At 54.2% G+C, this 25819-nt stretch carries 23 protein-coding genes; 15 read left to right on the forward strand and 8 right to left on the reverse strand.

Annotated elements, in window-relative coordinates; all coding sequences use genetic code 11:
- Nucleotides 1-244: 244 nt before the first annotated feature.
- A complete protein-coding gene (hemL, locus tag NIM72_RS15695) occupies nucleotides 245-1525 on the reverse strand; it encodes a glutamate-1-semialdehyde 2,1-aminomutase (RefSeq protein WP_161735470.1) in 1281 nt (426 codons plus the stop codon).
- A gap of 203 nt (nucleotides 1526-1728) precedes the next feature.
- Between hemL and erpA the strand changes: the two genes are divergently transcribed.
- Nucleotides 1729-2076: an iron-sulfur cluster insertion protein ErpA gene (gene erpA / locus NIM72_RS15700; protein ID WP_008925625.1), complete on the forward strand. Its 348-nt coding sequence runs from the start codon at nucleotides 1729-1731 to the stop codon at nucleotides 2074-2076.
- Nucleotides 2077-2106: 30 nt separating this feature from the next.
- On the opposite strand, the gene NIM72_RS15705 is transcribed toward erpA, so the two are convergent.
- The 3 genes from NIM72_RS15705 to mtnN form a co-directional block, all read right to left on the reverse strand.
- Complete coding sequence (locus tag NIM72_RS15705) at nucleotides 2107-2358, reverse strand: hypothetical protein (protein WP_161735472.1); 252 nt, start codon at nucleotides 2356-2358, stop codon at nucleotides 2107-2109.
- A gap of 123 nt (nucleotides 2359-2481) precedes the next feature.
- On the reverse strand, nucleotides 2482-3276 hold the full coding sequence (btuF, locus tag NIM72_RS15710) for a vitamin B12 ABC transporter substrate-binding protein BtuF (protein ID WP_161735474.1): 795 nt from the start codon (nucleotides 3274-3276) through the stop codon (nucleotides 2482-2484).
- Nucleotides 3269-3967: a 5'-methylthioadenosine/S-adenosylhomocysteine nucleosidase gene (gene mtnN / locus NIM72_RS15715; protein WP_161735476.1), complete on the reverse strand. Its 699-nt coding sequence runs from the start codon at nucleotides 3965-3967 to the stop codon at nucleotides 3269-3271. The genes btuF and mtnN overlap by 8 nt, the downstream gene beginning before the upstream one ends.
- A 92-nt stretch (nucleotides 3968-4059) precedes the next feature.
- Between mtnN and dgt the strand changes: the two genes are divergently transcribed.
- From dgt to NIM72_RS15730, 3 genes are all read left to right on the forward strand, one after another.
- On the forward strand, nucleotides 4060-5550 hold the full coding sequence (dgt, locus tag NIM72_RS15720; RefSeq protein WP_161735478.1) for a dGTPase: 1491 nt from the start codon (nucleotides 4060-4062) through the stop codon (nucleotides 5548-5550).
- 134 nt (nucleotides 5551-5684) lie between these two features.
- Nucleotides 5685-7130, forward strand: coding sequence for a serine endoprotease DegP (gene degP / locus NIM72_RS15725; protein ID WP_161735480.1), 1446 nt, complete (start codon nucleotides 5685-5687; stop codon nucleotides 7128-7130).
- Between the two features lie 184 nt (nucleotides 7131-7314).
- A complete protein-coding gene (locus NIM72_RS15730; protein WP_013356833.1) occupies nucleotides 7315-8472 on the forward strand; it encodes a CdaR family transcriptional regulator in 1158 nt (385 codons plus the stop codon).
- Between the two features lie 60 nt (nucleotides 8473-8532).
- Here the strand turns inward: NIM72_RS15730 and NIM72_RS15735 are convergent, their stop codons facing one another.
- From NIM72_RS15735 to map, 4 genes are all read right to left on the reverse strand, one after another.
- Nucleotides 8533-8925: a DUF3461 family protein gene (locus tag NIM72_RS15735; protein ID WP_033731626.1), complete on the reverse strand. Its 393-nt coding sequence runs from the start codon at nucleotides 8923-8925 to the stop codon at nucleotides 8533-8535.
- Nucleotides 8926-9149: 224 nt separating this feature from the next.
- Entirely contained in the window at nucleotides 9150-9974 is an 825-nt protein-coding gene (gene dapD / locus NIM72_RS15740) for a 2,3,4,5-tetrahydropyridine-2,6-dicarboxylate N-succinyltransferase (RefSeq protein ID WP_161735481.1), read from the reverse strand.
- Between the two features lie 83 nt (nucleotides 9975-10057).
- A complete protein-coding gene (gene glnD, locus NIM72_RS15745; RefSeq protein ID WP_222924511.1) occupies nucleotides 10058-12712 on the reverse strand; it encodes a bifunctional uridylyltransferase/uridylyl-removing protein GlnD in 2655 nt (884 codons plus the stop codon).
- 66 nt (nucleotides 12713-12778) lie between these two features.
- Nucleotides 12779-13573: a type I methionyl aminopeptidase gene (gene map / locus NIM72_RS15750; RefSeq protein ID WP_161735485.1), complete on the reverse strand. Its 795-nt coding sequence runs from the start codon at nucleotides 13571-13573 to the stop codon at nucleotides 12779-12781.
- A 318-nt stretch (nucleotides 13574-13891) separates the two neighbouring features.
- Here map and rpsB point away from each other — a divergent pair, with 318 nt between their 5' ends.
- The 11 genes from rpsB to lpxD all read left to right on the forward strand — a co-directional run bounded on the left by rpsB (nucleotide 13892) and on the right by lpxD (nucleotide 25811).
- Nucleotides 13892-14617, forward strand: a complete 726-nt coding sequence (rpsB, locus tag NIM72_RS15755; protein ID WP_031375276.1) for a 30S ribosomal protein S2 — start codon at nucleotides 13892-13894, stop codon at nucleotides 14615-14617.
- Nucleotides 14618-14798: 181 nt separating this feature from the next.
- On the forward strand, nucleotides 14799-15650 hold the full coding sequence (gene tsf, locus NIM72_RS15760) for a translation elongation factor Ts (protein WP_013356839.1): 852 nt from the start codon (nucleotides 14799-14801) through the stop codon (nucleotides 15648-15650).
- A gap of 157 nt (nucleotides 15651-15807) precedes the next feature.
- Nucleotides 15808-16533, forward strand: coding sequence for a UMP kinase (gene pyrH / locus NIM72_RS15765; protein ID WP_013356840.1), 726 nt, complete (start codon nucleotides 15808-15810; stop codon nucleotides 16531-16533).
- A gap of 143 nt (nucleotides 16534-16676) precedes the next feature.
- Nucleotides 16677-17234, forward strand: coding sequence for a ribosome recycling factor (frr, locus tag NIM72_RS15770; protein WP_161735487.1), 558 nt, complete (start codon nucleotides 16677-16679; stop codon nucleotides 17232-17234).
- 111 nt (nucleotides 17235-17345) lie between these two features.
- Entirely contained in the window at nucleotides 17346-18542 is a 1197-nt protein-coding gene (ispC, locus tag NIM72_RS15775; RefSeq protein ID WP_161735489.1) for a 1-deoxy-D-xylulose-5-phosphate reductoisomerase, read from the forward strand.
- A 181-nt stretch (nucleotides 18543-18723) separates the two neighbouring features.
- Nucleotides 18724-19476: a (2E,6E)-farnesyl-diphosphate-specific ditrans,polycis-undecaprenyl-diphosphate synthase gene (gene ispU, locus NIM72_RS15780; protein ID WP_009091989.1), complete on the forward strand. Its 753-nt coding sequence runs from the start codon at nucleotides 18724-18726 to the stop codon at nucleotides 19474-19476.
- Nucleotides 19477-19494: 18 nt separating this feature from the next.
- On the forward strand, nucleotides 19495-20352 hold the full coding sequence (cdsA, locus tag NIM72_RS15785) for a phosphatidate cytidylyltransferase (protein ID WP_161735491.1): 858 nt from the start codon (nucleotides 19495-19497) through the stop codon (nucleotides 20350-20352).
- A 12-nt stretch (nucleotides 20353-20364) separates the two neighbouring features.
- On the forward strand, nucleotides 20365-21711 hold the full coding sequence (gene rseP, locus NIM72_RS15790) for a sigma E protease regulator RseP (protein WP_161735492.1): 1347 nt from the start codon (nucleotides 20365-20367) through the stop codon (nucleotides 21709-21711).
- Nucleotides 21712-21762: 51 nt separating this feature from the next.
- Nucleotides 21763-24174 carry an outer membrane protein assembly factor BamA gene (gene bamA, locus NIM72_RS15795; RefSeq protein WP_222924509.1) on the forward strand — a complete coding sequence of 804 codons (2412 nt, stop codon included), beginning with the start codon at nucleotides 21763-21765 and terminating at the stop codon, nucleotides 24172-24174.
- Nucleotides 24175-24284: 110 nt separating this feature from the next.
- Nucleotides 24285-24782 (forward strand): molecular chaperone Skp, encoded by a 498-nt coding sequence (gene skp, locus NIM72_RS15800; RefSeq protein WP_003852644.1) that lies wholly within the window; start codon nucleotides 24285-24287, stop codon nucleotides 24780-24782.
- A gap of 3 nt (nucleotides 24783-24785) precedes the next feature.
- Nucleotides 24786-25811 carry a UDP-3-O-(3-hydroxymyristoyl)glucosamine N-acyltransferase gene (lpxD, locus tag NIM72_RS15805; protein WP_013356846.1) on the forward strand — a complete coding sequence of 342 codons (1026 nt, stop codon included), beginning with the start codon at nucleotides 24786-24788 and terminating at the stop codon, nucleotides 25809-25811.
- Nucleotides 25812-25819: the final 8 nt, after the last annotated feature.

The following is a 25819-nucleotide window of genomic DNA, read 5'->3' on the forward strand; positions in this document are numbered from 1 at the left end:
AGATCGTAAAGACGCAAAAGCCGTCATCCCTGACACGCTCGGCCCGCGCGATTACGCACCTCATCCCTGAGGTGCGCCCGTAAACCGGCCAACGCGTTGCGTTGTTCAAAAACGCCTGGCGTTTTTGTCCCAGGCGCGGGACGCTTTCCTCCTCTGCCCGTGTTCCCTGCGCGTTGAGTTTTATGTTGCTGTGAGATCCTGGACCGGGTGCTGCTGCCGGTCTTTGCCTCTAACGCTGCCGCAATTACAGCTTCGCGAAACAACGACGCGCGGCGTCGACAGTGCGCTGAATATCCTCTTCGCTGTGCGCCAGCGACATAAAGCCTGCCTCATAAGCTGATGGCGCAAAGTAAACACCTTCCTCCAGCATCAGATGGAAGAAGGTTTTAAAGCGCTCTACATCGCAGCGGGTCACATCGGCATAACAGGTCACGCTATCAGCCTCGGTGAAGAACAGGCCGAACATCCCGCCCACATGATTAATCACCAGCGGGATATTTTGCTGTTGGGCTGCTTCGCGCAGACCCTCAGCCAGCTGGCGGGTCAGGGCATCCAGTTTGTCGTGCGTGCCAGGCTGCGCGATCTGTGTCAGGCAGGCAAAACCGGCGGCCATGGCAATGGGGTTACCGGAAAGCGTACCCGCCTGATAAACCGGACCGGTCGGGGCCAGCGCAGCCATCACGTCGCGACGGCCACCAAATGCGCCAACCGGCATCCCGCCACCGATAATCTTTCCGAGACAGGTCAGGTCAGGACGCACATTGTAGTGAGCCTGCGCGCCGCCCAGCGCCACGCGGAAACCGGTCATCACTTCATCAATAATCAGCAGTGCGCCGAACTCATCGCAGAGCGCACGCAGGCCTGGCAGGAACGCCGGCTGCGGCGGAATGCAGTTCATGTTGCCGGCGACCGGCTCAACGATGATGGCCGCGATGGCGTCAGGATATTGCTCAAAGGCGCTGCGCACCGAGTCGAGGTCGTTAAAGGTGCAGGTCAGGGTGTGTTTAGCGAAATCAGCCGGTACGCCCGGCGAGTTTGGCTGACCCAGCGTTAAGGCACCGGAACCCGCTTTCACCAGCAGATGATCGGCGTGACCGTGATAGCAGCCTTCAAACTTGATAATTTTATCGCGGCCCGTAAAGCCACGCGCCAGACGAATCGCGCTCATGGTTGCTTCGGTGCCGGAGTTGACCATCCGCACCATCTCCATAGACGTCACCAGCTCACACACCAGTTGCGCCATGGTCACTTCCATTTCGGTCGGTGCGCCAAAGCTCAGGCCGCGCTGGGCCGCTTCGATCACGGCATTACGGATCGCCGCGTTGTTATGACCCAGCACCATCGGACCCCATGAGCCAACATAGTCGATATAGACTTTTCCATCGGCGTCATAGAGATACGCGCCATCAGCATGTTCAATAAACAGCGGAACGCCGCCCACGCCGGTAAATGCGCGTACTGGCGAGTTTACCCCGCCCGGGATCAGGCGTTGTGCCTCGGCAAACAGTTGTTCGGACTTACTCATTTTCGGCTCCAGCGGTTCATAAAAATATTGCACCATTCTACGGAAGAGGGGCAGCAGACGAAAGGCGGATTCACCCGCGGCGCCCTTAACAGAGGTGAAAGCGGCACAGAGTGCGAAGGGCAGAGCTTGATTGCGCTGAGGTGCTGGCTGATAATAGCGTTATTAAGGTCGTTTTCTGACCTGGGCGTTTACCGGAGTAAAACATGAGTGATGAAGTAGTAGCACTGCCGTTGCAGTTTACCGACGCCGCAGCCACCAAGGTGAAGAACCTGATTGCCGACGAAGAGAACCCGGCGCTGAAACTTCGCGTCTATATCACCGGTGGCGGTTGCAGTGGTTTCCAGTACGGCTTCACCTTTGATGATCAACTGAATGATGGCGACATGACGATCGAAAAGCAGGGCGTCTCGCTGGTGGTTGACCCGATGAGCCTGCAATATCTGGTGGGCGGTTCGGTGGATTACACCGAAGGTCTGGAAGGCTCACGCTTTATCGTGACCAATCCAAATGCCAAAACCACCTGTGGCTGTGGCTCTTCCTTTAGTATCTGATGATGAAGGCCGTCATCGCGACGGCCTCGTTTACCACTCGATTGTGACCAGCCGGTTACTCTGTTTCACACTTCCCTGCGACTGAATCTGACTATGGGTTACGCGTGGCTGCGCGCTTGCCTGTCTGCCGCAGTTGATCTGTGGCGCGGGCTGACCGTTAGCCGTGTTGATTTCACAGCGTGAATAGATGACAAGTCTGGCGCCAATAGAGCCATTTATCGATCCTGCAAAGGCAGAACCGGCGATCGACAGCCCTATGGCCAGCAGCAGTGCTCTGGTCATATAAGGTTCCTGGTGTTTTAAAAAAGCGCCGGGGCGCTAAAAGGACGGCGAGCATACGTGGCGCGTTCGTCTCTGGTATTGATCAACGGCAAAAATCGCAGTGACTTTAATTAATTCGCCGATTTATTCATCGGGATGCAGAGCCGCACAGAGTTGCTGCGCGGCCAGCAGCAGTCGCGGGCCTGGCCGGCTAAGCCAGTCCTCGTTGATGGCAATCACCGGTACATCCAGCTGCGGTCGCCAGAACACACGGATGTTTTCCGCCTGCTGCGCACTGCCACCCGTCACAACGGCCTGAGGATGGCGCATCAGTACCTGCTCACGGCTGACCTGTGGCCAGCTGACACGACTGTCGGCAAAAATATTCCTGCCACCGCATAATGTAATTATCTCATTCTGCAGCGTGGCTCTGGCGGCGGTAAAGAGTGGCTGCTGTCCAAACTGCAAAAAGAGCGGAACCGCAGTCAGGTGAGTATAGCGCTGACGCAATGCGGCTTCCTGCTGCCGTAACGCCTGGGCAGCTCTGCTTGCCTGTTCCGGGCTGGGGCTCCAGCGGCCCAGATCGGCCAGCGCTGTGAACATGTCATCCAGCGTCTGCGGATCAATCCATTTAACCGGTACGCCGAGCTGCTGCAACTGGTCAATCTGTCGCTGCGGATTACCGCCTCGCCAGGCTAAGACCAGATCCGGTTTGAGCTGCAGAATGCGTTCGGCCTTGATGCCCTGCCAGTTGGCAACCTGTTCAATCTCTTTCGCCTGTGGCGGATAGTCAGACCATGCACTGACCGCAATCGGCGTAATCCCGGCAGCAAAGGCGAGTTCGGTAAGGTGGGGAGCGAGGGTGATAACACGGGGCGGGGAGGCAAGCAGGCTGCCGCTCAACAGCAGCAGCCAGCAGAAAAGCAGCGTTTTAGCCACGCGCCAGATGCGCCAGCAGGTTCTCCACCAACAGCGAAGATTGCTTTGCCGCTACGCTTAAGAACTCATCAAAGCTGAGGTGAGATTCCTTATCGGCCACGTCGGAAATCGCACGGACCACCACAAACGGTACCTGGAACTGATGACAGACGTGACCGATAGCGGTTGCTTCCATCTCAACGGCAATCGCCTGCGGGAACAGGTTGCGAATGCGTGCCAGCGGTTCGGCACCATTGATAAAGGCATCACCGCTCACCACCAGACCGCGTACGGCATTCAGGTCCAGTTGCTTAATGCAGGCTTCCGCCGCAGCAATCAGCTTGCTGTCTGCCACAAATGCGGCCGGACAACCCGCCATCTGACCCGGCTCGTAACCAAATGCGGTGACATCCGCATCGTGATAACGCACTTCGTCTGACACCACGATATCGCCGACGCTGAGCGACGGCGATAAACCGCCCGCCGAACCGGTGTTGATCACCACATCGGGTTTGCAGAGCTGCAGCAGCAGCGTGGTGCCCAGCGCCGCAGAGGTTTTACCAATGCCCGATTTCAGCAGTGCCACCTCAACGCCCTGCAGGGTGCCGGTATAGATTTCACAACCCGCCAGCGACAGCGTTTGACGGTTTTCAATTTTGTCGCGCAGCAGTGTGACTTCCTGCTCCATCGCGCCAATAATGCCTGCTTTCATAGTGAGTTCCGCTAATGTAAAGAATCAAAATTTAGGGCATAGTCTACCATGGCATTCAGGGGATTAATTCACGAAAAAGTCAGGGGTAATTCATGTCGGCGATCAATTTCAGGAAGAAGATCAGCTTCTCGCGCCCTTATACCAGTCGAAAAGATCCGGAAGGCGAATATTATATTACCCGCCATTTTGAGAGCGACCGTGGACGGATTATCAACTCCGCCGCCATCCGGCGACTGCAACAGAAAACGCAGGTTTTTCCGCTGGAGCGCAATGCCGCTGTCCGTTCCCGACTGACACACTCGCTGGAGGTGCAGCAGACCGGACGCTACATCACCAAAGAGATCCTGCAAACCCTGAAGATGCAGGGCGGGCTGGCGCAGTATGGTCTGGATGAGCTTGAAGGCGCATTTGAAAGCCTGATCGAAATGGCGTGTCTGCTGCATGACGTGGGCAATCCGCCGTTTGGTCATTTTGGCGAGGCAGCTATTAACGACTGGTTTGAAGAGAACCTCGCTGCCGAGCTGGTCGATCCGCTGGTGGCGGGCGTTGAAGGGGATGCGCAGCGCAAAGCCTTTGATGAGCTGAACGCCATGATACGCCAGGATCTCTGCCATTTTGAGGGCAACGCGCAGGCTATCCGTATGGTGCATACGCTGCTGCAACTCAATCTCAGTTATTCTCAGGTCGCCTGTATCCTCAAATATACTGCTCCTGCCTGGTGGCAGGGTGAAAAGCCCGCCGAATTTAGCGTGTTAATGAAGAAACCCGGTTTTTATCTCTCTGAGCAGGATTATATTGCCGACCTGCGTGCTGCCACCAATATGGAAGAACACCACCGATTTCCGCTCACCTATATAATGGAAGCCGCAGATGATATCTCCTATTGTATTGCCGATTTGGACGACGCTGTAGAAAAAGATATTTTTAATGTTGAGAGTTTGTTTGAATTTCTCAGTAAAGCCTGGGGGCCGGTGAAAAATAATGACGCCTTTAGCCGGACTATTGGCGAAGCCTGGCGGGAAGCCTGCAGTAAAAAACGCCGCAGCCGCAGCGATCAATTTTTTATGTCATTACGCGTAAATGTTCAGAGCGTGCTGGTCAGTTACGCGGTGAAACGTTTTGTTGATAATCTGCCTGCAATATTCGAGGGAAGTTTTAACCATGCACTGCTGGAAGATGAGGGTGAAGAAGGGCGTTTACTGCAACTGTTTAAGACCGTTGCGCGCCAGCAGGTGTTTAATCACTCCGAAGTTGAGCAGCTGGAACTGCAGGGTTACCGCGTGATTAAAGGGCTGCTGGAGATCTATCAGCCGCTGATGCGCCTTAATTATGAAGCCTTTACCACGCTGATGAATGAAGACTTCCTGCGCCAGCACCCGATTGAAACGCGGCTTTTCCATAAGCTCTCCGGGAAACACCGTAAAGCCTATTTGCACAAGATGCGTAATCTGGTTGTGGAGCATAAATATCAGCGGCTGTTGTGGGAGCGTTATTATCGCTTCCGGCTTATTCAGGATTATATTAGCGGTATGACCGATCTCTATGCCTGGGATGAGTACCGGCGGCTGATGGCAGTAGAATAAGCCGCCGATTGTAAAGAGCGCGAATAAATTTTTACCTTTGGCTTAAACTTTTAAAGGAACTTCGCGCTAAAACATTTATCTCACCTTTCGACCACAGCAATGGTCTGAACAGTAATCTTATTGAGAAACGAAAAATGAAAAAAAAGACTTTAGTGTTAAGTGCGCTGGCATTGAGCCTGAGCATGGCGCTCGCCCCTGTTACTGTTTCTGCTGCGCAAACGGCCTCTTCCGAAAGCCAGCAACTGCCAAGCCTGGCTCCCATGCTGGAAAAAGTGATGCCGTCTGTGGTCAGTATCAGCGTTGAGGGCACTACCACAGTAAAAACGCCACGCATGCCACAGCAGTTTCAGCAATTTTTTGGCGACAATTCGCCGTTCTGTCAGGACGGTTCACCGTTCCAGGGTTCACCCCTGTGCCAGAACGGTGACGGTGCAGGCGGTAACGGTAGCGGACTTGCCCCTGATACCCAGCAGGAAAAATTCCGTGCGCTGGGATCGGGCGTGATCATCAATGCCGAAAAAGGCTATGTGGTGACCAATAACCACGTCGTAAATAATGCCACCAAAATTCAGGTGCAGCTCAGCGACGGCCGTCGCTATGATGCAAAAGTCATCGGTAAAGATCCCAGCTCTGACATTGCACTGGTTCAGCTACAGGAAGCCAAAAATCTGACCGCCGTGAAAATTGCTGACTCCGACAATCTGCGCGTCGGTGACTACACCGTGGCAATCGGTAACCCGTATGGACTGGGTGAAACCGTGACCTCCGGTATCGTTTCGGCACTGGGACGCAGCGGCCTGAATGTAGAAAATTACGAAAACTTTATCCAGACGGATGCGGCGATTAACCGGGGCAACTCCGGTGGTGCGCTGGTTAACCTCAACGGTGAACTGATTGGGATTAACACCGCTATTCTGGCACCGGATGGCGGCAATATCGGTATCGGCTTTGCAATTCCGAGCAACATGGTGAAAAACCTGACGGCGCAGATGGTTGAGTTTGGACAGGTGAAACGCGGCGAGCTGGGTGTGCAGGGCACGGAACTGAACTCCGAACTGGCAAAAGCGATGAAAGTCGACGCACAGCGTGGTGCGTTTGTCAGCCAGGTACTGCCAGACTCTGCAGCTGCGAAAGCGGGCATCAAAGCGGGTGACGTGATTGTCTCCATGAATGGCAAACCGCTGAGCAGCTTTGCTTCACTGCGTGCAGAAGTCGGTTCACTGCCGGTTGGCACCACCCTGAAACTGGGCCTGCTGCGTGACGGCAAACCGGTCGATGTTTCTGTTCAGTTGCAGCAGAGCAGCCAGGCGAAAGTGCAGTCCGCCACCATCTACAACGGCATTGAAGGGGCTGACCTCAGCAATGTTGAAACCGGCGATAAAGGCGTTCGCGTTGATAATGTGAAAGCCGGCAGTGCCGCAGCGCGTATCGGCCTGAAGAAGGGTGATGTGATTCAGGGCGTTAACCAGCAGCCGGTAACCAACCTCGGCGAGCTGCGCAAAGTTCTCGATACCAAACCAGCTGTTCTGGCACTGAATGTGAAGCGCGGCGACAGCAGTATCTACCTGCTGATGCAGTAACGGAACGACCACTGATGAAGAGGCGGACCAGGGTCCGCCTTTTTTATGCCCGGCATTTGCCCTGGCAGAGTGTGATGCTCACCGCAAATTCGGCAAATGACCGCCTGGCTCTGTGCAAATGCACAATGTTCTGCCTGCTTTCCATGCGTATTCTGTTTCTCCCCCTCTTTTTCAGGAGTAATGGATGGCTACCTATCACCTTGATGCCCGGCTGGCACAGGATATCGTGGCGCGCACCATGAAAATTATTGACAGCAATGTCAATGTGATGGATGCGCGGGGCCGCATTATCGGCAGCGGTGACCGGGAACGCATTGGGGAGTTGCACGAAGGTGCGCTACTGGTGCTTTCGCAGGGCCGCGTAGTCGACATCGATGAAGCCGTGGCTAAACACCTTCATGGCGTACGGCCCGGCATTAACCTGCCGCTGCGCATTGATGGTGACATCGTCGGGGTGATTGGCCTGACCGGCGAGCCGCTGGCATTGCGGCATTATGGCGAGCTGGTCTGCATGACCGCAGAGATGATGCTGGAGCAGGCACGGCTTCTGCATATGCTGGCACAGGACAGCCGTCTGCGTGAAGAGCTGGTGCTGAATCTCATCCGCAGCGATACCCTGTCGCCACAGCTGACCGAATGGGCTCAGCGGCTTGGCATCGATCTCAATCAACCGCGTGTGGTGGCCGTTCTGGAGGTGGATAGCGGTCAGCTTGGCGTCGACAGCGCGATGTCAGAGCTACAGCAGTTGCAAACGCTGCTGACCACACCGGAGCGCGATAATCTGATCGCTATTGTGTCACTGACCGAAATGGTGGTGCTGAAACCGGCCCTGAATGGGCATGGACGTTACGATCAGGATGATCATCGCCGCCGCGTCGAGCAGCTGCTGCAGCGGATGAAAGAGAGTGGTCATCTTCGGATGCGTATCGCGCTGGGTAACTTCTTTACCGGGCCGGGCAGCATTGCACGTTCTTATCGGACGGCGCGCACCACCATGATGGTGGGCAAGCAGCGTATGCCTGAAGTACGCAGCTATTTTTATCAGGATCTGGTGCTGCCGGTGCTGCTCGACAGCCTGCGCGGCGGCTGGCAGGCCAATGAGCTGGCCCGGCCGCTGGCGAAGCTCAAGAGCATGGATAACAACGGTTTGCTGCGCCGCACGTTAATCGCCTGGTTCACCCATAACGTCCAGCCGAGCGCTACCGCACGTGCGCTGTTCATTCATCGTAATACGCTGGAGTACCGCCTGAACCGGATTTCTGAGCTGACCGGACTGAATCTGGGTCATTTTGACGACAGGCTACTGCTCTATGTGGCTTTGCAACTGGATGAGCAGGGGTAGGGAGAAGATTTGCGGCATAAAAAAGGCCAGCAAAGCTGGCCTCTCTTGTCAGACAGGACATTAACGGCTGTTACGGGTTAATTTTTCGAGGTCCGATTCAATTTCTGAGATCTTGTGGGCGACCACGCTTTCCAGATGACGCAGGTCATCCAGAATTTTGCGTTTCAGATCCACTTCAACCTGATCGCGCTGGCAAATCTGGTCCAGTTCATCGATGACATAACGCAGATTCGGGCTGATTTCCTGAACTTCTTTGTAGCCCTGAGTCGCGTGATCGGCAACGACAGTTTTGCGCTGGCGCGGATATTTGAATTTAACGCTCTTCGCGAAAAACTCGCCTTTATCTTTACGGAAGTAGATCTTCAGAATGTCGTTATTGGCTTCCTGACGCAGGCTGTAGCGGTCAATGTCGTCCGGGTTACTGATACCTAAGCTTTTCAGATTGTCATACATAGCGTTGTTTCCATCAAAAGTGAGAAGCGCGCAGACTTGTTCATGACGTCCGTCAACTGTAGACATAAATAAGCGGGATGAACATTGCGCGACAGGATTTAACTGGCGCGGATTATGACCTGGATAAAAACTAAACGCACCAGTTAATTCGCGGCGCGAATCATGTTATTGGGTAATGAGTGTAAAGAAAAGATGACGGGCTGGTTTCCAGCCCGTCAGTTCAATCAGTCGATGGTGCGCAGCAGTTCGTTGATACCGGTTTTTCCCAGCGTTTTCGCATCCACTTTCTTCACGATCACAGCACAGTAGAGGCTGTAGCTGCCATCTTTGGACGGCAGGTTACCTGAAACTACGACGGAACCAGCAGGCACACGACCATAATGTACTTTGCCTGTTTCGCGGTCATAAATTTTAGTACTCTGACCGATGTAAACGCCCATTGAGATCACTGAGCCTTCTTCAACAATCACGCCTTCAACGATTTCAGAGCGTGCGCCAATGAAGCAGTTGTCTTCGATAATGGTCGGGTTGGCCTGCAGCGGTTCCAGCACGCCACCGATACCCACGCCGCCAGAAAGGTGAACGTTTTTACCAATTTGTGCACAGGAGCCAACAGTCGCCCAGGTGTCTACCATGGTGCCTTCATCCACGAAGGCGCCAATGTTGACGTAAGAAGGCATCAGCACCGTGTTGCGGGCGATATAGGCACCCTGACGCACTGCCGCAGGCGGCACGACGCGGAAGCCTGCGGCTTTGAAACGCGTTTCATCCCAGCCGGCAAACTTCATCGGCACTTTGTCGTAAAAGCGGGTTTCTGCACCTTCCATTACCTGATTGTCATTGATGCGGAAAGAGAGCAGCACTGCTTTCTTCAGCCACTGATGCGTTACCCACTCGCCGTCGATCTTCTCAGCAACGCGCAGCTCACCGCTGTCCAGCAGAGAGATCACCTGGTTGATGGCATCACGGGTTTCGCTGTCAACGCTGGCAGGTGTGATGTCAGCGCGACGTTCGAAGGCGGATTCAATAACGCTCTGTAACTGTTGCATATTTTTTTCCTGATCTGTCATGTGCGATGCCGGGCAATAACCCGACACAAGTAAAGAGATTAATGTTTACAAATCGAGTCTGGTCACACTTTATCGTTTGGATTAAGGGCCTCTGTCAACCGTTGTTGCAACGCTTTACGCATTTCTTCATCCAGCGCCTGACGTTCACTGTTGGCCAGAATAAACAAATCTTCGACCCGCTCGCCGATGGTGCTGATGCGTGCGCCGTGCAGCGACACACCGAGATCGGCAAAGACTTCACCGACTCGCGCCAGCAGACCAGGCTGATCCAGCGCCACCAGCTCCAGGTAGCTGCGACGATCGGTATGCGTCGGCAGGAAATTGACCTCTGTATCCACGCTGAAATGCCGGAGTTTGGCTGATGGACGGCGGGTACGCGGCGGCACCCAGTCAGACTGGGTGATCGCCTGCTCCAGCGCCTGAATGATCATCGGATGGCGATCCGGCGACAGTGGGCTGCCATCCGGTTCCAGCACAATAAAGGTGTCCATGGCCATGCCGTCGCGGCTGGTAAAGATCTGCGCGTCGTGGACGCTGAGGTTGCGGCGGTCGAGTTCTCCAGCTACGGCGGCAAACAGGTGCGGACGATCGGGGCTCCAGATGAAAATTTCGGTTCCGCCGCGCGTGGCCTGCGGGCTGACCAGCACCATCGGTTTCTTCAGATCGTGAACCAGTAAGTGGCGGGCATGCCATGCAATCTGATTAGGCGTGTGGCGCAGGAAATAATCTGCGCGGCAGCGATTCCAGATCTGGTGCAGGCGCTCTTCATCGATATTGTCCATCCGTAGCAGCGCCAGTGCCTGCAGACGATGGTGACGCACCCGCTCACGCAGGTCCGGACTGTTTTCCATGCCGCGTCGCAACTGCTTCTCGGTGGCGAAAAACAGCTCGCGCAGCAGGCTCTGCTTCCAGCTGTTCCACAGGCTTTCGTTGGTGGCGCAGATATCGGCGACGGTCAGGCAAACCAGATAGCGCAGCCGGTTCTCATTCTGCATCACCTCAGCGAACTGCTGGATCACCGTCGGGTCCTGAATATCGCGCCGTTGCGCCGTCACCGACATCAGCAGATGATGGCGAACCAGCCAGGCCACCAGCTGTGTTTCACGCGAGTTCAGGCCATGCATTTCAGCGAAATCGAGCGCATCCTGTGCGCCGAGAATAGAGTGATCGCCGCCGCGCCCTTTGGCAATGTCGTGCAGCAGTGCTGCCATCAGCAACAGCTCCTGCTGCGGCAGACGCGGCCATAACTCTACGCACAGCGGATGCTGCGGACGCGTGGTTTCATTGGCAAAGCTTTCCAGCTTCTGCAGCACGCGGATAGTGTGCTCATCCACGGTGTAGGCGTGGAACAGATCGAACTGCATCTGCCCGACGATATGGCCCCACAGCGGCGTGTAAGCCCATAACACACTGTGACGGTGCATCGGCACCAGCGCCCGGCTGACCGCGCCGGGATGGCGCAGAATCGACATAAAGGTGCGTCGCGCTTCCGGAATCTGACACAGCGGTTGTTTAAGATGACGACGCGCATGGCGCAGATGACGCAGGGTAGTGGAGTAGATCCCTTTGATGCTGTCGTTACGCACCATGACATAGAACATGCGCAGAATTGCCTGCGGTTCGCGGGTGAACAGCGTTTCGTCACGCAGGTCGATCAAATCGCCACGCAGCTGGAAATCGTCATCGACAGGCCTCGGTTTTTCGCTGGTAGAGAGCGCCAGAATCGCCTCATCAAACAGCTGCAGCAGCATCTGATTCAGTTCGCCGATGCGCCGCGTGACGCGATAGAAATCTTTCATCATCCGCTCGACCGGCTCATTGCCTTCACCCTGGTAATTCAGGCGCTGCGCCACGCTGAGCTGGCGATCAAACAGCAGGCGGTTATCATAGCGTGGCAGGGAGAGGTGCAGGGCAAAGCGGATGCGCCAGAGAAATTCCTGGCATTCGTTGAGTTCGCTGCGCTCCGCGTCGGTGAGGAAACCAAAGCCAACCATCTCATCCAGCGTTGTGGCACCAAAATGGCGTCGGGCGACCCACTGCAGCGTATGGATATCGCGCAGACCACCCGGACTACTCTTGATGTCCGGCTCTAGGTTATAGCTGGTACCGTGGTAACGCGTGTGGCGTTCCTGCTGTTCTTCAATTTTGGCGGCAAAGAAGGTGGATGAGGGCCAGAAGCCGTCACTGAAGATGTTTTTCTGCAGCTCCAGAAACAGCGCCACGTCTCCGGTCAGCATCCGCGACTCAATCAGGTTAGTGGCAACGGTAAGGTCTGACAGTCCTTCCAGCAGACACTCTTCCAGCGTGCGGACGCTATGGCCTACTTCCAGCTTGAGGTCCCACATCAGCGTCAGCAGATCGCTGGTGCGCTGTGCGGCCTGTTCGTCCAGCGGCTGTCGACTAAGGATTAGCACATCAATATCAGAGAGCGGATGCAGTTCGGCACGGCCATAGCCGCCCACGGCGACCAGCGCGATAGAGGGCATCGCATCAAAGCCAAAGAAGCGCCACAGGCGACGTAGTAGCCGGTCAATAAACAGGGTACGCGCATCAATCAGCGGCTCAACGGCTTCACCGGTATCAAATGCGGCAGCCAGATGCTGCTGAAACTGCTCCAGCCGCGGCTTCAGAATGTCGCGGGTCAGCTGGTCGTCACCCCATTCGGCCGGCGAATCGACCAGACCGTTTTTTACCTCTTCTGACAGACTCACACTCATGCAGCTCTTCTCTTTTTTAGCCAAAAAAAAGCCGGCTCATCGCCGGCTTGATCTGTGTGAGGAAAATTACCCTTCAGCAACGAGCACGGCAGGGATCGTGTCATCTTTACGCAGGGTTAAAATCTCACAGCCGTTTTCCGTCACCACAATAGTATGCTCATACTGTGCGGACAAGCTGCGATCTTTGGTTTTTACCGTCCAGCCATCTTTCATTGTGCGGATGCGGTAATCACCGGCATTGACCATCGGTTCTACCGTAAAGGTCATGCCCGCCTGCAGTACCACGCCGCTATCATCGGCATCGTAATGCAGCACCTGCGGCTCTTCGTGGAAGCCTTTGCCGATGCCATGACCGCAATATTCACGCACGACAGAGAAGTCGTTCGCTTCCACATACTTCTGGATAGCCCGGCCCAGCTCGCGCAGACGAATGCCAGGCTTAATCAGACGCAGGGAAAGATAGAGGCTCTCCTGCGTGACGCGGCACAGGCGTTCACCCTGAATGGTCGGCTTGCCGACGATAAACATCTTTGAGGTGTCGCCGTGGTACTCATCTTTAATCACGGTGACATCAATATTGACGATATCGCCATCTTTTAACGGGCGATCATCGCTGGGAATGCCGTGGCACACCACTTCGTTAACGGAGATGCAGACCGACTTTGGAAAGCCGTGATAGCCGAGGCAGGCAGAGATTGCCTGTTGCTTTTGGGTAATATGCTCGTGGCAGATGCGGTCCAGCTCACCGGTGGTCACACCCGGTTTCACGTAAGGTTCGATCATCTCCAGCACTTCAGCGGCCATTCGGCCCGCGACGCGCATTTTTTCGATTTCTTCAGGGGTTTTAATTGAAATTGCCATTAAATTAATCCGCAGTTGTCGAAGTTTTCGACAATAATAAGTTCTGTGCTGCCATGTTAGCAGCCAGCAAATGGGCTGCCAAATAGAGAACGCGCTGGCCTCTGTCAGCGATCATTTATTGGCGTCACTGGGCTGGTTGTGGTATAAAGCGCGCCGACGATTCTCTGTATGGCCGTTTCGGTCAGCAGGAAACGCATAACTCTCATTATGTGTACTAAAACACACATGTATCGACACATACGCCGGGGTGCCTTGAAAGAGGTCGGTCGTATGGGATACATGGAGGCCCAACCCCAATCAAACTTTAGAGGTTTTATCATGGCAACTGTTTCCATGCGCGACATGCTCCAGGCTGGTGTTCACTTCGGTCACCAGACCCGTTACTGGAACCCAAAAATGAAGCCATTCATCTTTGGTGCTCGTAACAAGGTTCACATCATCAACCTGGAAAAAACGGTTCCTATGTTCAACGAAGCTCTGGCTGAACTGAACAAGATCGCTTCCCGTAAAGGTAAGATCCTGATCGTAGGTACTAAGCGCGCTGCTGCTGAAGCGGTAAAAGAGTCTGCACTGAGCTGCGACCAGTTCTTCGTAAACCACCGCTGGTTAGGTGGCATGCTGACTAACTGGAAAACCGTGCGTCAGTCAATCAAACGTCTGAAAGATCTGGAGACTCAGTCTCAGGATGGTACTTTCGACAAACTGACCAAAAAAGAAGCGCTGATGCGTGCGCGTGAGCTGGCCAAGCTGGAAAACAGCCTGGGCGGTATCAAAGACATGGGCGGTCTGCCAGACGCGCTGTTTGTTGTTGATGCTGACCACGAACATATCGCAATCAAAGAAGCAAACAACCTGGGTATCCCGGTATTTGCTATCGTTGATACCAACTCAGATCCAGATGGCGTTGATTTCGTTATCCCAGGTAACGACGATGCGATCCGTGCTGTAAACCTGTACCTGACTGCCGTTGCGACCACCGTTCGCGAAGGCCGCTCTCAGGACCTGGCTGAGCAAGCTGAAGAAGCGTCTTTAGAAAACGCTTAATTAAGGTTTGCTCTGCATAAGAGCCCTTAGCATTCAGATGTGATCTGTAAGGGGCCTATAGTGGCCCCTTTATTTATCTCAGTCTGTTACGCCCCCAACCGGACGGCGGGACAGAGTAAATTTTCCGCAAATAAGTGTCTGCAGGTACCTATGTACACAGGCACGAACCGAGGATTCTGGAATGGCTGACATTACCGCTGCATTGGTAAAAGAACTGCGCGAGCGTACTGGCGCTGGCATGATGGATTGCAAAAAAGCGCTGACTGAAGCGAACGGCGACATTGAGCTGGCGATTGAGAACATGCGTAAGTCTGGCGCAATCAAAGCAGCGAAAAAAGCAGGCAACGTTGCTGCTGATGGCGTAATCAAAACCAAAATCGTTGGCGACTATGGCGTGATTCTGGAAGTGAACTGCCAGACTGACTTCGTAGCAAAAGATGGCGGTTTCCAGGCGTTCGCAGACAAAGTTCTGGATGCGGCTGCCGCTGATCGCGTCACTGACGTTGAAGTCCTGAAAGCGCAGTTCGAAGAAGAGCGCGTTGCACTGGTTGCGAAAATCGGTGAGAACATCAACATCCGTCGCGTTGCAATCCTGGAAGGCGCAGAGCTGGGCAGCTACCTGCACGGCGCGCGTATCGGCGTTCTGGTTTCAGCGAAAGGCGCTAACGAAGATCTGATCAAACAGATCGCGATGCACGTTGCAGCGAGCAAGCCTGAATTCGTTAAGCCAGAAGACGTTTCTGCTGACGTGGTTGATAAAGAGTACCAGGTTCAGCTGGACATCGCGATGCAGTCTGGCAAGCCAAAAGAGATCGCAGAGAAGATGGTTGAAGGCCGCATGAAGAAATTCACCGGTGAAGTCTCTCTGACGGGGCAGGCTTTCGTTATCGACCCAAGCAAAACCGTTGGCCAGGCTCTGAAAGAGCAGGGCGCTGACGTCATCAACTTCATCCGCTTCGAAGTGGGCGAAGGCATCGAGAAAGTTGAGTCTGACTTCGCTGCAGAAGTTGCAGCAATGTCCAAACAGTCTTAATGCTCTGAAAGAACCGCCAGATGGCGGTTCTTTTTTGTCTGTGAATCGCAACAGACACGTTTTCAGTTTCATCCCAATAGCATTTTCTTTGCGGTAAGCGGATGATCGATCAGAATTTACTTCTCCTTTACACCCAATCTTCCAGGAAGAACTGACCATGGCGACCAACGCAAAACCTGTTTATCAACGTATCCTGCTTAAACTCAGCGGCGAAGCTCTGCAAGGCGCTGAAGGTTTTGGTATCGACGCGAGTGTGCTTGACCGCATGGCACAAGAGGTAAAAGAGCTGGTTGAGCTGGGCATCCAGGTTGGCGTGGTAATTGGCGGAGGGAACCTGTTCCGCGGCGCGAGCCTGCAGCAGGCAGGGATGAACCGTGTCGTAGGTGACCACATGGGTATGCTGGCGACCGTGATGAACGGCCTGGCGATGCGTGATGCACTGCACCGCGCCTATGTGAATGCACGCCTGATGTCAGCGATTCCACTGAATGGCGTCTGTGACAACTACAGCTGGGCAGAAGCGATCAGCCTGCTGCGTAACAACCGCGTAGTCATCTTCTCCGCCGGTACCGGCAACCCATTCTTTACCACCGACTCTGCGGCGTGTCTGCGCGGCATTGAGATTGAAGCGGACGTGGTACTGAAGGCGACCAAAGTTGACGGCGTCTACTCTGCCGATCCGGTGAAAAGCCCGGATGCGACACTGTATGATCAACTGACCTATGCCGAAGTCCTGGATAAAGAGCTGAAAGTGATGGATCTGGCGGCCTTTACCCTGGCGCGTGACCACAAATTACCTATCCGTGTTTTCAACATGAATAAACCTGGCGCACTGCGTCGCGTAGTGATGGGTGAAAAAGAAGGTACCCTGATTACGCATTAATACCCGAGGCGAGATAAAATAAGGTATATTCTGTCAGCGCGATGAGAATGCATCGCGCACCAGTCAGGATTATCGATGATTATCGATCCCGCTTCCGGTTATGCCGGAACTGGCCAGGTCAAACCGAATCCAAGGGTTTCAACGTGATTAACGACATCAAAAAAGATGCTGACACGCGCATGGAAAAATGCGTTGAAGCATTCAAAACGACCATCAGCAAAGTGCGCACCGGTCGTGCGTCACCTACGCTGCTCGACGGCATCGTCGTCGAATATTACGGCACGCCGACGCCACTGCGTCAGCTGGCTTCTGTCACTGTGGAAGATTCACGCACGCTGAAAATCAACGTGTTTGATCGTTCACTGAGTCCGGCAGTCGAAAAAGCGATCATGAAGTCTGATCTCGGTCTGAACCCAAGTTCAGCCGGTACTGACATCCGTGTTCCGCTGCCAGCGCTGACAGAAGAGCGTCGTAAAGATCTGATTAAAATCGTGCGCGGCGAAGCCGAGCAGGGCCGTGTGTCGGTACGTAACGTCCGTCGCGATGCCAACGATAAAATCAAAGCGCTGCTGAAAGATAAAGAAATCAGTGAAGACGACGAACGTCGTGCGCAGGACGAAGTGCAAAAAATGACCGATGCGTACATCAAGAAAGTTGATGCTGCACTGTCAGAAAAAGAGACGGAGTTGATGGATTTCTGATTCCATCACTGCCGGACAAAACGCCGTACAGAGAGGTATTCATATGAATGCGACATCTGGCGGCGTTTTACATTGTGCCTGCGGGCACGCTGACTTCACACGGATAGCCTCATGAAGCGATTAACTCTGCTGGGATCCACCGGCTCGATCGGCACCAGTACGCTGGCGGTGGTTCGCGCCAACCCAGAGCTTTATCAGATTACGGCGCTGGTTGCCGGCCATAACGTGGCGCTGATGGCCGAACAGTGTGCGGCCTTTACGCCACGCTACGCCTGCATGGCAGACGAGGCTTCTGCCGCTGCGCTACGTGAGCGACTGAGAGCAATCAGGGTCAATACTGAAGTGCTCTCCGGCGTTCAGGCAGCCTGTGAGCTGGCTGCGCTGGATGAGGTGGATCAGGTGATGGCGGCCATTGTCGGTGCATCAGGTTTACTGCCAACGCTGGCCGCCATTCGCGCCGGTAAAACGGTGCTGCTGGCCAACAAAGAATCGCTTGTCACCTGCGGCCGTTTGTTTATGGAGGCGGTGCGTCATCATAACGCGCAGTTACTACCGGTCGACAGCGAGCATAACGCCATTTTTCAGAGTTTACCGGCTACCATCCAGCATCAGTTAGGTTACGCTGACCTGCGGGATAATGGCATTGAGTCAATTATCCTTACGGGATCGGGTGGTCCTTTTCGTGACACAGATTTAGCAGATCTCAGCGCCATGTCGCCAGATCAGGCCTGTGCACATCCGAACTGGTCGATGGGGAGAAAAATCTCCGTCGATTCGGCCACCATGATGAATAAAGGTCTTGAGTACATTGAAGCCCGTTGGTTGTTTAATGCCAGCGCAGCGCAGATGGAAGTAATCCTTCACCCACAGTCGGTGATTCACTCCATGGTGCGATACTGCGATGGCAGCGTGCTGGCTCAGTTAGGTTCTCCCGATATGCGTACGCCCATTGCCCATAGCATGGCGTGGCCTTCGCGCATCAAAGCAGGCGTGACGCCGCTGGATTTTACCCGCATGTCGGCGCTGAGCTTTGCAGAACCTGATTTTAGTCGCTATCCCTGCCTGAAGCTGGCCATTGATGCCTGTGAGGCAGGGCAGGCGGCGACCACCACGCTGAATGCAGCCAACGAGGTTGCCGTCGCGGCTTTCCTGAATCACCAGATCCGCTTCACCGACATCGCGGCGCTTAATAGCGCGGTGATGGCGGCACAAGTGTGTCCGGAGCCGGATTCGGTGGACGCTGTCCTTGAAATTGATCGCTCCTCGCGCGCGCTGGCGGCAGAAATGTTGCCGCGCTTCACGTCGTGAAGCCGATCGTTATGAGGCCATTTGTTCGCTTCAGGTGAAAATGGTATAGTCGCTGGCTCGCGTTTCACGGTCTGTCACCGAATTCGGTGTGGCCCGGCACCAAAAGCGTGTCGGGATTTGAACCGGGCGCAATGTATTCAGAAACCACAGCATTTCTGATGAAAGGAATTGGTTAAGCGTTATGTCGTCTAACAATCACAACAACACTGATGACCAGCAGGGAAACGGTCCGCGCCATGTCGCTATCATCATGGATGGCAACGGTCGCTGGGCCAAAAATCAGGGAAAATTGCGCATTTCAGGCCACAAAGCGGGCGTTAAATCGGTGCGCCGTGCCGTCAGCTTTGCGGTCAGCAACAATCTTGAAGCCCTGACGCTTTACGCCTTCAGCAGTGAAAACTGGAGCCGTCCGGCACAGGAAGTCACCGCGTTAATGGAACTGTTTGTCTGGGCGCTCGACAGCGAAGTTAAAAGCCTGCACAAACACAATGTTCGCTTACGCGTCATTGGCGATACCAGCCGTTTCAGCCCGCGTATTCAGGAACGTATTCGCCGTTCTGAGACGCTGACCGCAAATAATAGTGGCCTGACGCTCAACATTGCTGCCAACTATGGCGGCCGTTGGGATATTATCGAAGGCGTGAAAAAACTGGCTGAGCAGGTGCAGGAAGGATTACTGCGTCCTGACCAGATTACCGAAGAGAGCCTGACGTCGCAGCTCTGTATGCAGGAGCTGGCGCCAGTGGATTTAGTGATAAGGACCGGGGGAGAGCATCGGATTAGCAACTTCCTGCTGTGGCAAATTGCCTATGCTGAATTCTATTTTACCGATGTGCTCTGGCCGGATTTCGATGAACACGTTTTTGAAGGTGCACTGAATGCATTCTCTCTGCGGGAGCGTCGTTTTGGCGGCGCTGCACCAGGCGGCGCCTGAGCAATCTGGGGGTAACCTTTGCTGAAGTCTCGTCTGATTACCGCGTTGATATTAATTCCGCTGGTAATCGCTGCACTGTTCTGGTTACCACCTGTGGGCTTTGCTCTCACTACCATCGTTATCTGTATGCTGGCCGCCTGGGAATGGGGTCAGTTTGCAGGCATGGCATCACGGCAACAGCGCGTCTGGCTGGCTGTACTTTGTGGTCTGCTGCTTGCGCTGATGCAGTTTACGCTGCCACCTTATCAACATACGGTGCATCTGCCACAGATCGCGACATCGCTTTGGGCGTCGCTGGTGTGGTGGGGCGCTGCACTGCTGCTGGTGCTCTCCTATCCCGCTTCTGCGGCCTTCTGGCGCCATTCGCGTCCCCTTCGCTTACTGTTTGGCGTATTAACGCTGGTCCCGTTTTTCTGGGGCATGGTGGCGCTGCGCCAGTATCACTATGACACCGACCACTTCGCCGGTGCCTGGTGGCTGCTGTTTGTGTTGCTGCTGGTGTGGGGAGCGGATTCAGGTGCCTATATGTTTGGCAAGATGTTCGGCAAGCACAAGCTGGCGCCAAAGGTCTCACCAGGCAAAACCTGGGAAGGCTTCCTGGGCGGTCTGGTCACCTCGGCGCTGATTGCAGTGCTGTTTGCGACGCTGGCGCCACTGACGGTTTCCACCGGTACGCTGGTGATTTGCGCGATTATCGCGACGCTGGCCTCCGTGCTGGGCGACCTCACTGAGAGCATGTTTAAACGTGAAGCGGGCATCAAAGACAGTGGTAATCTGATTCCTGGTCACGGCGGCATTCTTGATCGTATTGATAGTCTGACTGCGGCGGTGCCGGTGTTTGCCTGTTTATTGCTGCTGGTGTTCCGCACCCTTTAAGGACAGGCAAAGATGTTGAGCATAATCTGGAGTTTCTTCGCCTTTATCGTTGCGCTGGGCGTGTTGATTACCGTTCATGAGTTTGGCCATTTCTGGGTCGCTCGTCGCTGTGGCGTCAAAGTTGAGCGCTTTTCCATTGGGTTTGGTAAGTCGCTCTGGCAGCGCCGTGACCGCCACGGCACGGAATTTGTCATCGCGCTGATTCCCCTTGGTGGCTACGTTAAAATGCTCGACGAACGTGTCGAAAGCGTACCAGCCGAGCTGCGTCATCAGGCTTTTAATAATAAAGCTGTCTGGCAACGCGCCTCCATCATCGCGGCAGGTCCTGTCGCTAACTTCCTCTTTGCCATCTTTGCTTACTGGGTTGTGTTTATTCACGGCGTGCCGGGTGTGCGCCCGGTGATCGGTGAAATTTTAAACGGTTCGGTGGCTGCGGAAGCGCAAATTGCGCCCGGCATGGAACTTAAGGCCGTTGACGGTATCGAAACGCCTGACTGGGATGCTGTGCGTATGGCGCTGGTGGGTAAAATCGGCGACAGCAGCACCACGTTAACGGTGGCACGATTTGGCGAGGATGCGACTCAGCAGAAGCAGCTGGATTTGCGTAACTGGCAGTTTGAGCCTGATAAGCAGGATCCGGTCGTCGCATTAGGCATTCAGCCTCGCGGTCCGCAAATTGAGACCACACTGGCAGAAGTACAGGCGAATTCGCCAGCCAGTGAAGCCGGTTTGCAAGCAGGCGACAGGATCGTTAAAGTCGATGGTCAGCCATTATCGCAGTGGCAGACATTTGTGACCCAGGTCCGGGACAATCCCGGCAAAAGCATGACGCTTGAGGTGGATCGCGGCGGTGAGTCAATTGCGCTGACGATGACGCCAGAAGCGAAAGCTGGCACGACAGCGGGCTTTGCGGGTGTGATTCCGCGCATTGTTCCGCTGCCCGAAGAGTACAAGACGGTAAGGCAGTATGGCGCGTTTGCGGCTATCGGTGAGGCCAGTGTAAAAACCTGGCAGCTGATGAAGCTCACCGTTTCCATGCTGGGCAAGTTAATAACCGGTGATGTGAAGCTGAACAATCTGAGCGGGCCAATCTCGATTGCGCAGGGTGCAGGGTTGTCAGCAGAATATGGGTTGATTTATTACCTGATGTTCCTGGCGTTGATTAGCGTCAACCTGGGCATTATCAACCTGTTCCCTTTGCCGGTTTTAGATGGTGGGCACCTGCTGTTCCTGGCGATCGAAAAGATCAAAGGTGGACCGGTGTCCGAGCGAGTTCAGGACTTTAGTTATCGCATCGGCTCAATTTTGCTGGTGCTGTTAATGGGGCTTGCACTTTTCAATGATTTCTCACGTTTGTAACCGCTGGAACGCGAACATTCGAGGGATGTGTTAGGAAAACGCATAACAACGATGGCGATGAAAAAGTTGCTCATAGCGTCGCTGCTGTTTAGCAGCGCCACCGTTTACGGTGCAGACGATTTCGTGGTGAAGGATATTCATTTCGAAGGGCTGCAGCGAGTCGCCGTCGGCGCGGCTCTGCTGAGCATGCCAGTACGGGTTGGCGATACGGTGAATGACGATGATGTCAGAAATACCATTCGCTCGCTGTTCGCTACTGGCAACTTTGAGGATGTTCAGGTCCTGCGAGACGGTACAACGCTGATTGTCCAGGTCAAAGAACGTCCTACCATTGCCAGCATTACCTTCACCGGTAACAAAGCGGTGAAAGAGGATCAGCTCAAACAAAATCTGGAAGCTTCAGGCGTCCGTGTCGGCGAAGCGCTGGACCGTACTACTATCTCTTCTATCGAGAAGGGACTTGAAGACTTCTATTACAGCGTCGGTAAATATACCGCTAACGTGAAAGCCGTGGTCACGCCACTGCCGCGTAACCGCGTTGATCTGAAGCTGGTCTTTACGGAAGGTGTCTCTGCGAAAATTCAGCAGATCAACATCGTCGGTAATAAAGCCTTCAGCTCAGATGAACTGATCTCCCGCTTCCAGCTGCGCGATGAAGTGCCATGGTGGAACGTGGTGGGCGATCGTAAATACCAGAAGCAGAAACTGGCGGGCGACCTCGAAACCCTGCGCAGCTTCTATCTGGATCGCGGTTATGCACGTTTCAACATCGATTCGACCCAGGTCAGCCTGACGCCAGATAAAAAAGGCATCTACATCACGGTGAATATCACCGAGGGCGATCAGTACAAAATCGCTGGTGTAATCGTCAATGGCAGCATGGCGGGCCATTCAGCAGAAATTGAACATCTGACCAAAATTCCGGCAGGCGAGCTTTATAACGGTGCCAAAGTCACGAAAATGGAAGATGACATCAAGAAACTGCTGGGCCGCTATGGCTATGCCTATCCGCGCGTAGCCACACAGCCTGAAATCAATGACACCGATAAAACCGTCAAACTGCATATCAATGTGGATGCGGGCAATCGTTACTACGTGCGTAACGTCCGTTTCGAAGGCAATGACACGTCAAAAGACTCGGTGTTACGTCGCGAAATGCGTCAGATGGAAGGTGCATGGCTGGGCAGCGATCTGGTTGAACAGGGTAAAGAGCGTCTGAACCGTACCGGTTACTTTGAAACCGTTGATGTGGATACGCAGCGTGTACCAGGTGCGCCGGACCAGGTTGATGTGGTCTACAAGGTTAAAGAGCGCAACACCGGCACCTTCAACTTCGGCGTCGGTTATGGCACTGAAAGTGGTGTGAGCTTCCAGGTCGGGGTAACGCAGGATAACTGGCTGGGCACCGGTAATACCGTGGGCATCAGCGGGACCAAAAATGATTATCAGACCTATGCTGAATTCTCGCTTACTGACCCTTACTTCACCGTTGATGGTGTGAGTCTGGGTGGTCGTCTGTTCTACAACGACTTCAAAGCGGACAATGCGGACCTTTCTGACTATACCAACAAAAGTTATGGTCTGGATGGCACGCTTGGCTTCCCGGTTAACGAAAACAACACCTTGCGTGTCGGTCTTGGCTATGTCCACAACGACCTGTCAAACATGCAGCCGCAGGTTGCGATGTGGCGTTATCTGGATTCAGTCGACAAGCCGCAACAGCTTAATGATAAAGGCGAATTCTCAGCCGATGACTTCACCTTTAACTACGGCTGGACTTACAACACGCTGGACCGCGGCTTCTTCCCGACATCCGGTAACCGTACCAACCTGAATGGTAAGGTAACGATTCCAGGCTCAGATAACAGCTTCTATAAGGCCACGCTGGACACTCAGCAGTATGTGCCGATTAACCAGGATCGTACCTGGGTGCTGCTGGGCCGTGGTCGTGTCGGTTATGGCGATGGACTCGACGGCAAAGAGATGCCGTTCTATGAGAACTTCTACGCCGGTGGTTCGAGCACCGTGCGTGGCTTCCAGTCCAACACCATTGGACCGAAAGCGGCTTACTACAATAACAACTCGTCGAACTGCCGAATTGCCGATCCGAATGGCGTCTGTAAGTCTGACGATGCGGTGGGCGGTAACGCCATGGCGATTGCCAGTCTTGAGCTGATTACGCCAACGCCGTTCCTGAGCGAAAAGTATGCTAACTCGGTGCGTACCTCGGTGTTTGTCGATGCCGGTACCGCGTGGGATACCCATTGGGAAAATACGGATCAAACGCGCGCAGCGGACATTCCCGACTACAGCGATCCTAACAATATCCGCGTATCAAGCGGTGTGGCGCTGCAGTGGATGTCACCGCTCGGTCCGCTGGTGTTCTCGTACGCCCAGCCGATTAAGAAAGTCGATGGAGACAAGTCAGAGCAGTTCCAGTTTAACATTGGTAAAACCTGGTAATGTTCTGAGCATGGATGCATAGCTGAAGTCTTGCTGCCGGGCAGCACCTGTTGCTGTTCCGGAGCAAACACTGTGTCGCTGACACAAACGTTGATGGTAAGGAGTTTATAGTGAAAAAGTTGTTGTGTGCCGCAGGTCTGGGTCTTGCTTTAGCGGTCTCCGCTGGTGTTCAGGCTGCCGACAAAATTGCAGTGGTAAACGTGTCCAGCATTTTCCAACAGTTACCGCAACGTGCGACTGTTGCTAAACAGCTGGAAAACGAGTTCAAAGGCCGTGCAACTGAGTTGCAGAGCCAGGAGCGCGATCTGCAGACCAAAATGCAGCGTCTGCAGCGTGACGGTTCTACCATGAAGGCCAGCGAACGCAGCCGTATGGAAAAAGATGTCATGTCTCAGCGTGAAGCCTTCTCTTCAAAAGCGCAGGCTTTTGAGCAGGATAATCGCCGTCGTCAGATGGAAGAGCGTAACAAGCTGCTGAGCCGTATTCAGGATGCCGTTAAGAAAGTCGCTGACAGCGATGGTTATGACGTCGTGATCGACGCTAACGCGGTGGCTTATGCATCAAACGCAAAAGACATCACTGCTGACGTGCTGAAACAGGTTAAATAATTCATGTCATCTATTCGACTGGCTGATTTAGCCCAGCAGTTGGATGCAGAATTGCACGGAGATGGCGATATCGTCATCTCCGGCATTGCTTCTATGCAATCCGCCACAACTGGCCAAATCACTTTTCTTGCAAACAGCCGTTACCGCGAGCAACTCGCCCTGATAAAGGCCTCAGCCGTGGTGCTGACGGAAGCGGATCTGGAGTGGTGCAAAACCGCAGCCCTGGTAGTCAAAAACCCCTACCTGACCTATGCGCGTATGGCACAGATACTCGATACCACCCCACAGCCAGCGCAGAATATCGCCCCAAGCGCGGTAATCGATCCCTCAGCCCGACTTGGCAATAACGTTGCCATTGGTGCCAATGCGGTGATCGAAGCGGACGTTGAGCTGGGTGATAACGTGGTCATTGGTGCGGGATGCTTTGTTGGCAAAAAAACCCGTATCGGCAGCGGAACCCGCCTCTGGGCCAACGTCTCGGTTTATCACGAGATCGAAATCGGCCAGGATTGTCTGATTCAGTCAGGTACCGTCATCGGTTCTGATGGTTTTGGCTACGCCAATGATCGCGGTAACTGGGTGAAAATCCCGCAGTTAGGCGCGGTAATTATCGGTGATCGCGTCGAAATAGGTGCCTGCACTACCATCGATCGCGGTGCGCTTGATAACACTCTGATCGGCAATGGTGTTATCATAGACAACCAGTGCCAGATCGCTCACAACGTAGTTATTGGCGACAATACTGCGGTTGCAGGCGGTGTGATCATGGCGGGTAGTCTGAAGATTGGACGTTACTGTATGATTGGCGGTGCCAGCGTCATTAACGGCCATATGGAAATCTGTGACAAAGTAACGGTGACCGGTATGGGTATGGTCATGCGTCCTATCACAGAGCCTGGTGTCTATTCGTCAGGCATTCCGCTGCAACCCAACAAAACCTGGCGCAAAACTGCAGCGCTGGTGATGAACATCGATGATATGAGCAAACGCTTAAAAGCCATCGAGCGCAAGGTCGGCAAAGACGACTAACCGCCATC

Source organism: Pantoea sp. B550, from assembly GCF_024158165.1.
GTDB classification, from domain to species: Bacteria; Pseudomonadota; Gammaproteobacteria; order Enterobacterales; family Enterobacteriaceae; genus Pantoea; species Pantoea alfalfae.

Bases quoted from the DNA above. Each gene is read 5' to 3' on its own strand.
- hemL (WP_161735470.1), bottom strand. From the start codon at position 1,525: ATGAGTAAGTCCGAACAACTGTTTGCCGAGGCACAACGCCTGATCCCG.
- erpA (WP_008925625.1), top strand. From the start codon at position 1,729: ATGAGTGATGAAGTAGTAGCACTGCCGTTGCAGTTTACCGACGCCGCA.
- NIM72_RS15705 (WP_161735472.1), bottom strand. From the start codon at position 2,358: ATGACCAGAGCACTGCTGCTGGCCATAGGGCTGTCGATCGCCGGTTCT.
- mtnN (WP_161735476.1), bottom strand. From the start codon at position 3,967: ATGAAAGCAGGCATTATTGGCGCGATGGAGCAGGAAGTCACACTGCTG.
- dgt (WP_161735478.1), top strand. From the start codon at position 4,060: ATGTCGGCGATCAATTTCAGGAAGAAGATCAGCTTCTCGCGCCCTTAT.
- degP (WP_161735480.1), top strand. From the start codon at position 5,685: ATGAAAAAAAAGACTTTAGTGTTAAGTGCGCTGGCATTGAGCCTGAGC.
- NIM72_RS15730 (WP_013356833.1), top strand. From the start codon at position 7,315: ATGGCTACCTATCACCTTGATGCCCGGCTGGCACAGGATATCGTGGCG.
- NIM72_RS15735 (WP_033731626.1), bottom strand. From the start codon at position 8,925: ATGTATGACAATCTGAAAAGCTTAGGTATCAGTAACCCGGACGACATT.
- dapD (WP_161735481.1), bottom strand. From the start codon at position 9,974: ATGCAACAGTTACAGAGCGTTATTGAATCCGCCTTCGAACGTCGCGCT.
- glnD (WP_222924511.1), bottom strand. From the start codon at position 12,712: ATGAGTGTGAGTCTGTCAGAAGAGGTAAAAAACGGTCTGGTCGATTCG.
- map (WP_161735485.1), bottom strand. From the start codon at position 13,573: ATGGCAATTTCAATTAAAACCCCTGAAGAAATCGAAAAAATGCGCGTC.
- rpsB (WP_031375276.1), top strand. From the start codon at position 13,892: ATGGCAACTGTTTCCATGCGCGACATGCTCCAGGCTGGTGTTCACTTC.
- tsf (WP_013356839.1), top strand. From the start codon at position 14,799: ATGGCTGACATTACCGCTGCATTGGTAAAAGAACTGCGCGAGCGTACT.
- pyrH (WP_013356840.1), top strand. From the start codon at position 15,808: ATGGCGACCAACGCAAAACCTGTTTATCAACGTATCCTGCTTAAACTC.
- ispC (WP_161735489.1), top strand. From the start codon at position 17,346: ATGAAGCGATTAACTCTGCTGGGATCCACCGGCTCGATCGGCACCAGT.
- ispU (WP_009091989.1), top strand. From the start codon at position 18,724: ATGTCGTCTAACAATCACAACAACACTGATGACCAGCAGGGAAACGGT.
- rseP (WP_161735492.1), top strand. From the start codon at position 20,365: ATGTTGAGCATAATCTGGAGTTTCTTCGCCTTTATCGTTGCGCTGGGC.
- bamA (WP_222924509.1), top strand. From the start codon at position 21,763: ATGGCGATGAAAAAGTTGCTCATAGCGTCGCTGCTGTTTAGCAGCGCC.
- lpxD (WP_013356846.1), top strand. From the start codon at position 24,786: ATGTCATCTATTCGACTGGCTGATTTAGCCCAGCAGTTGGATGCAGAA.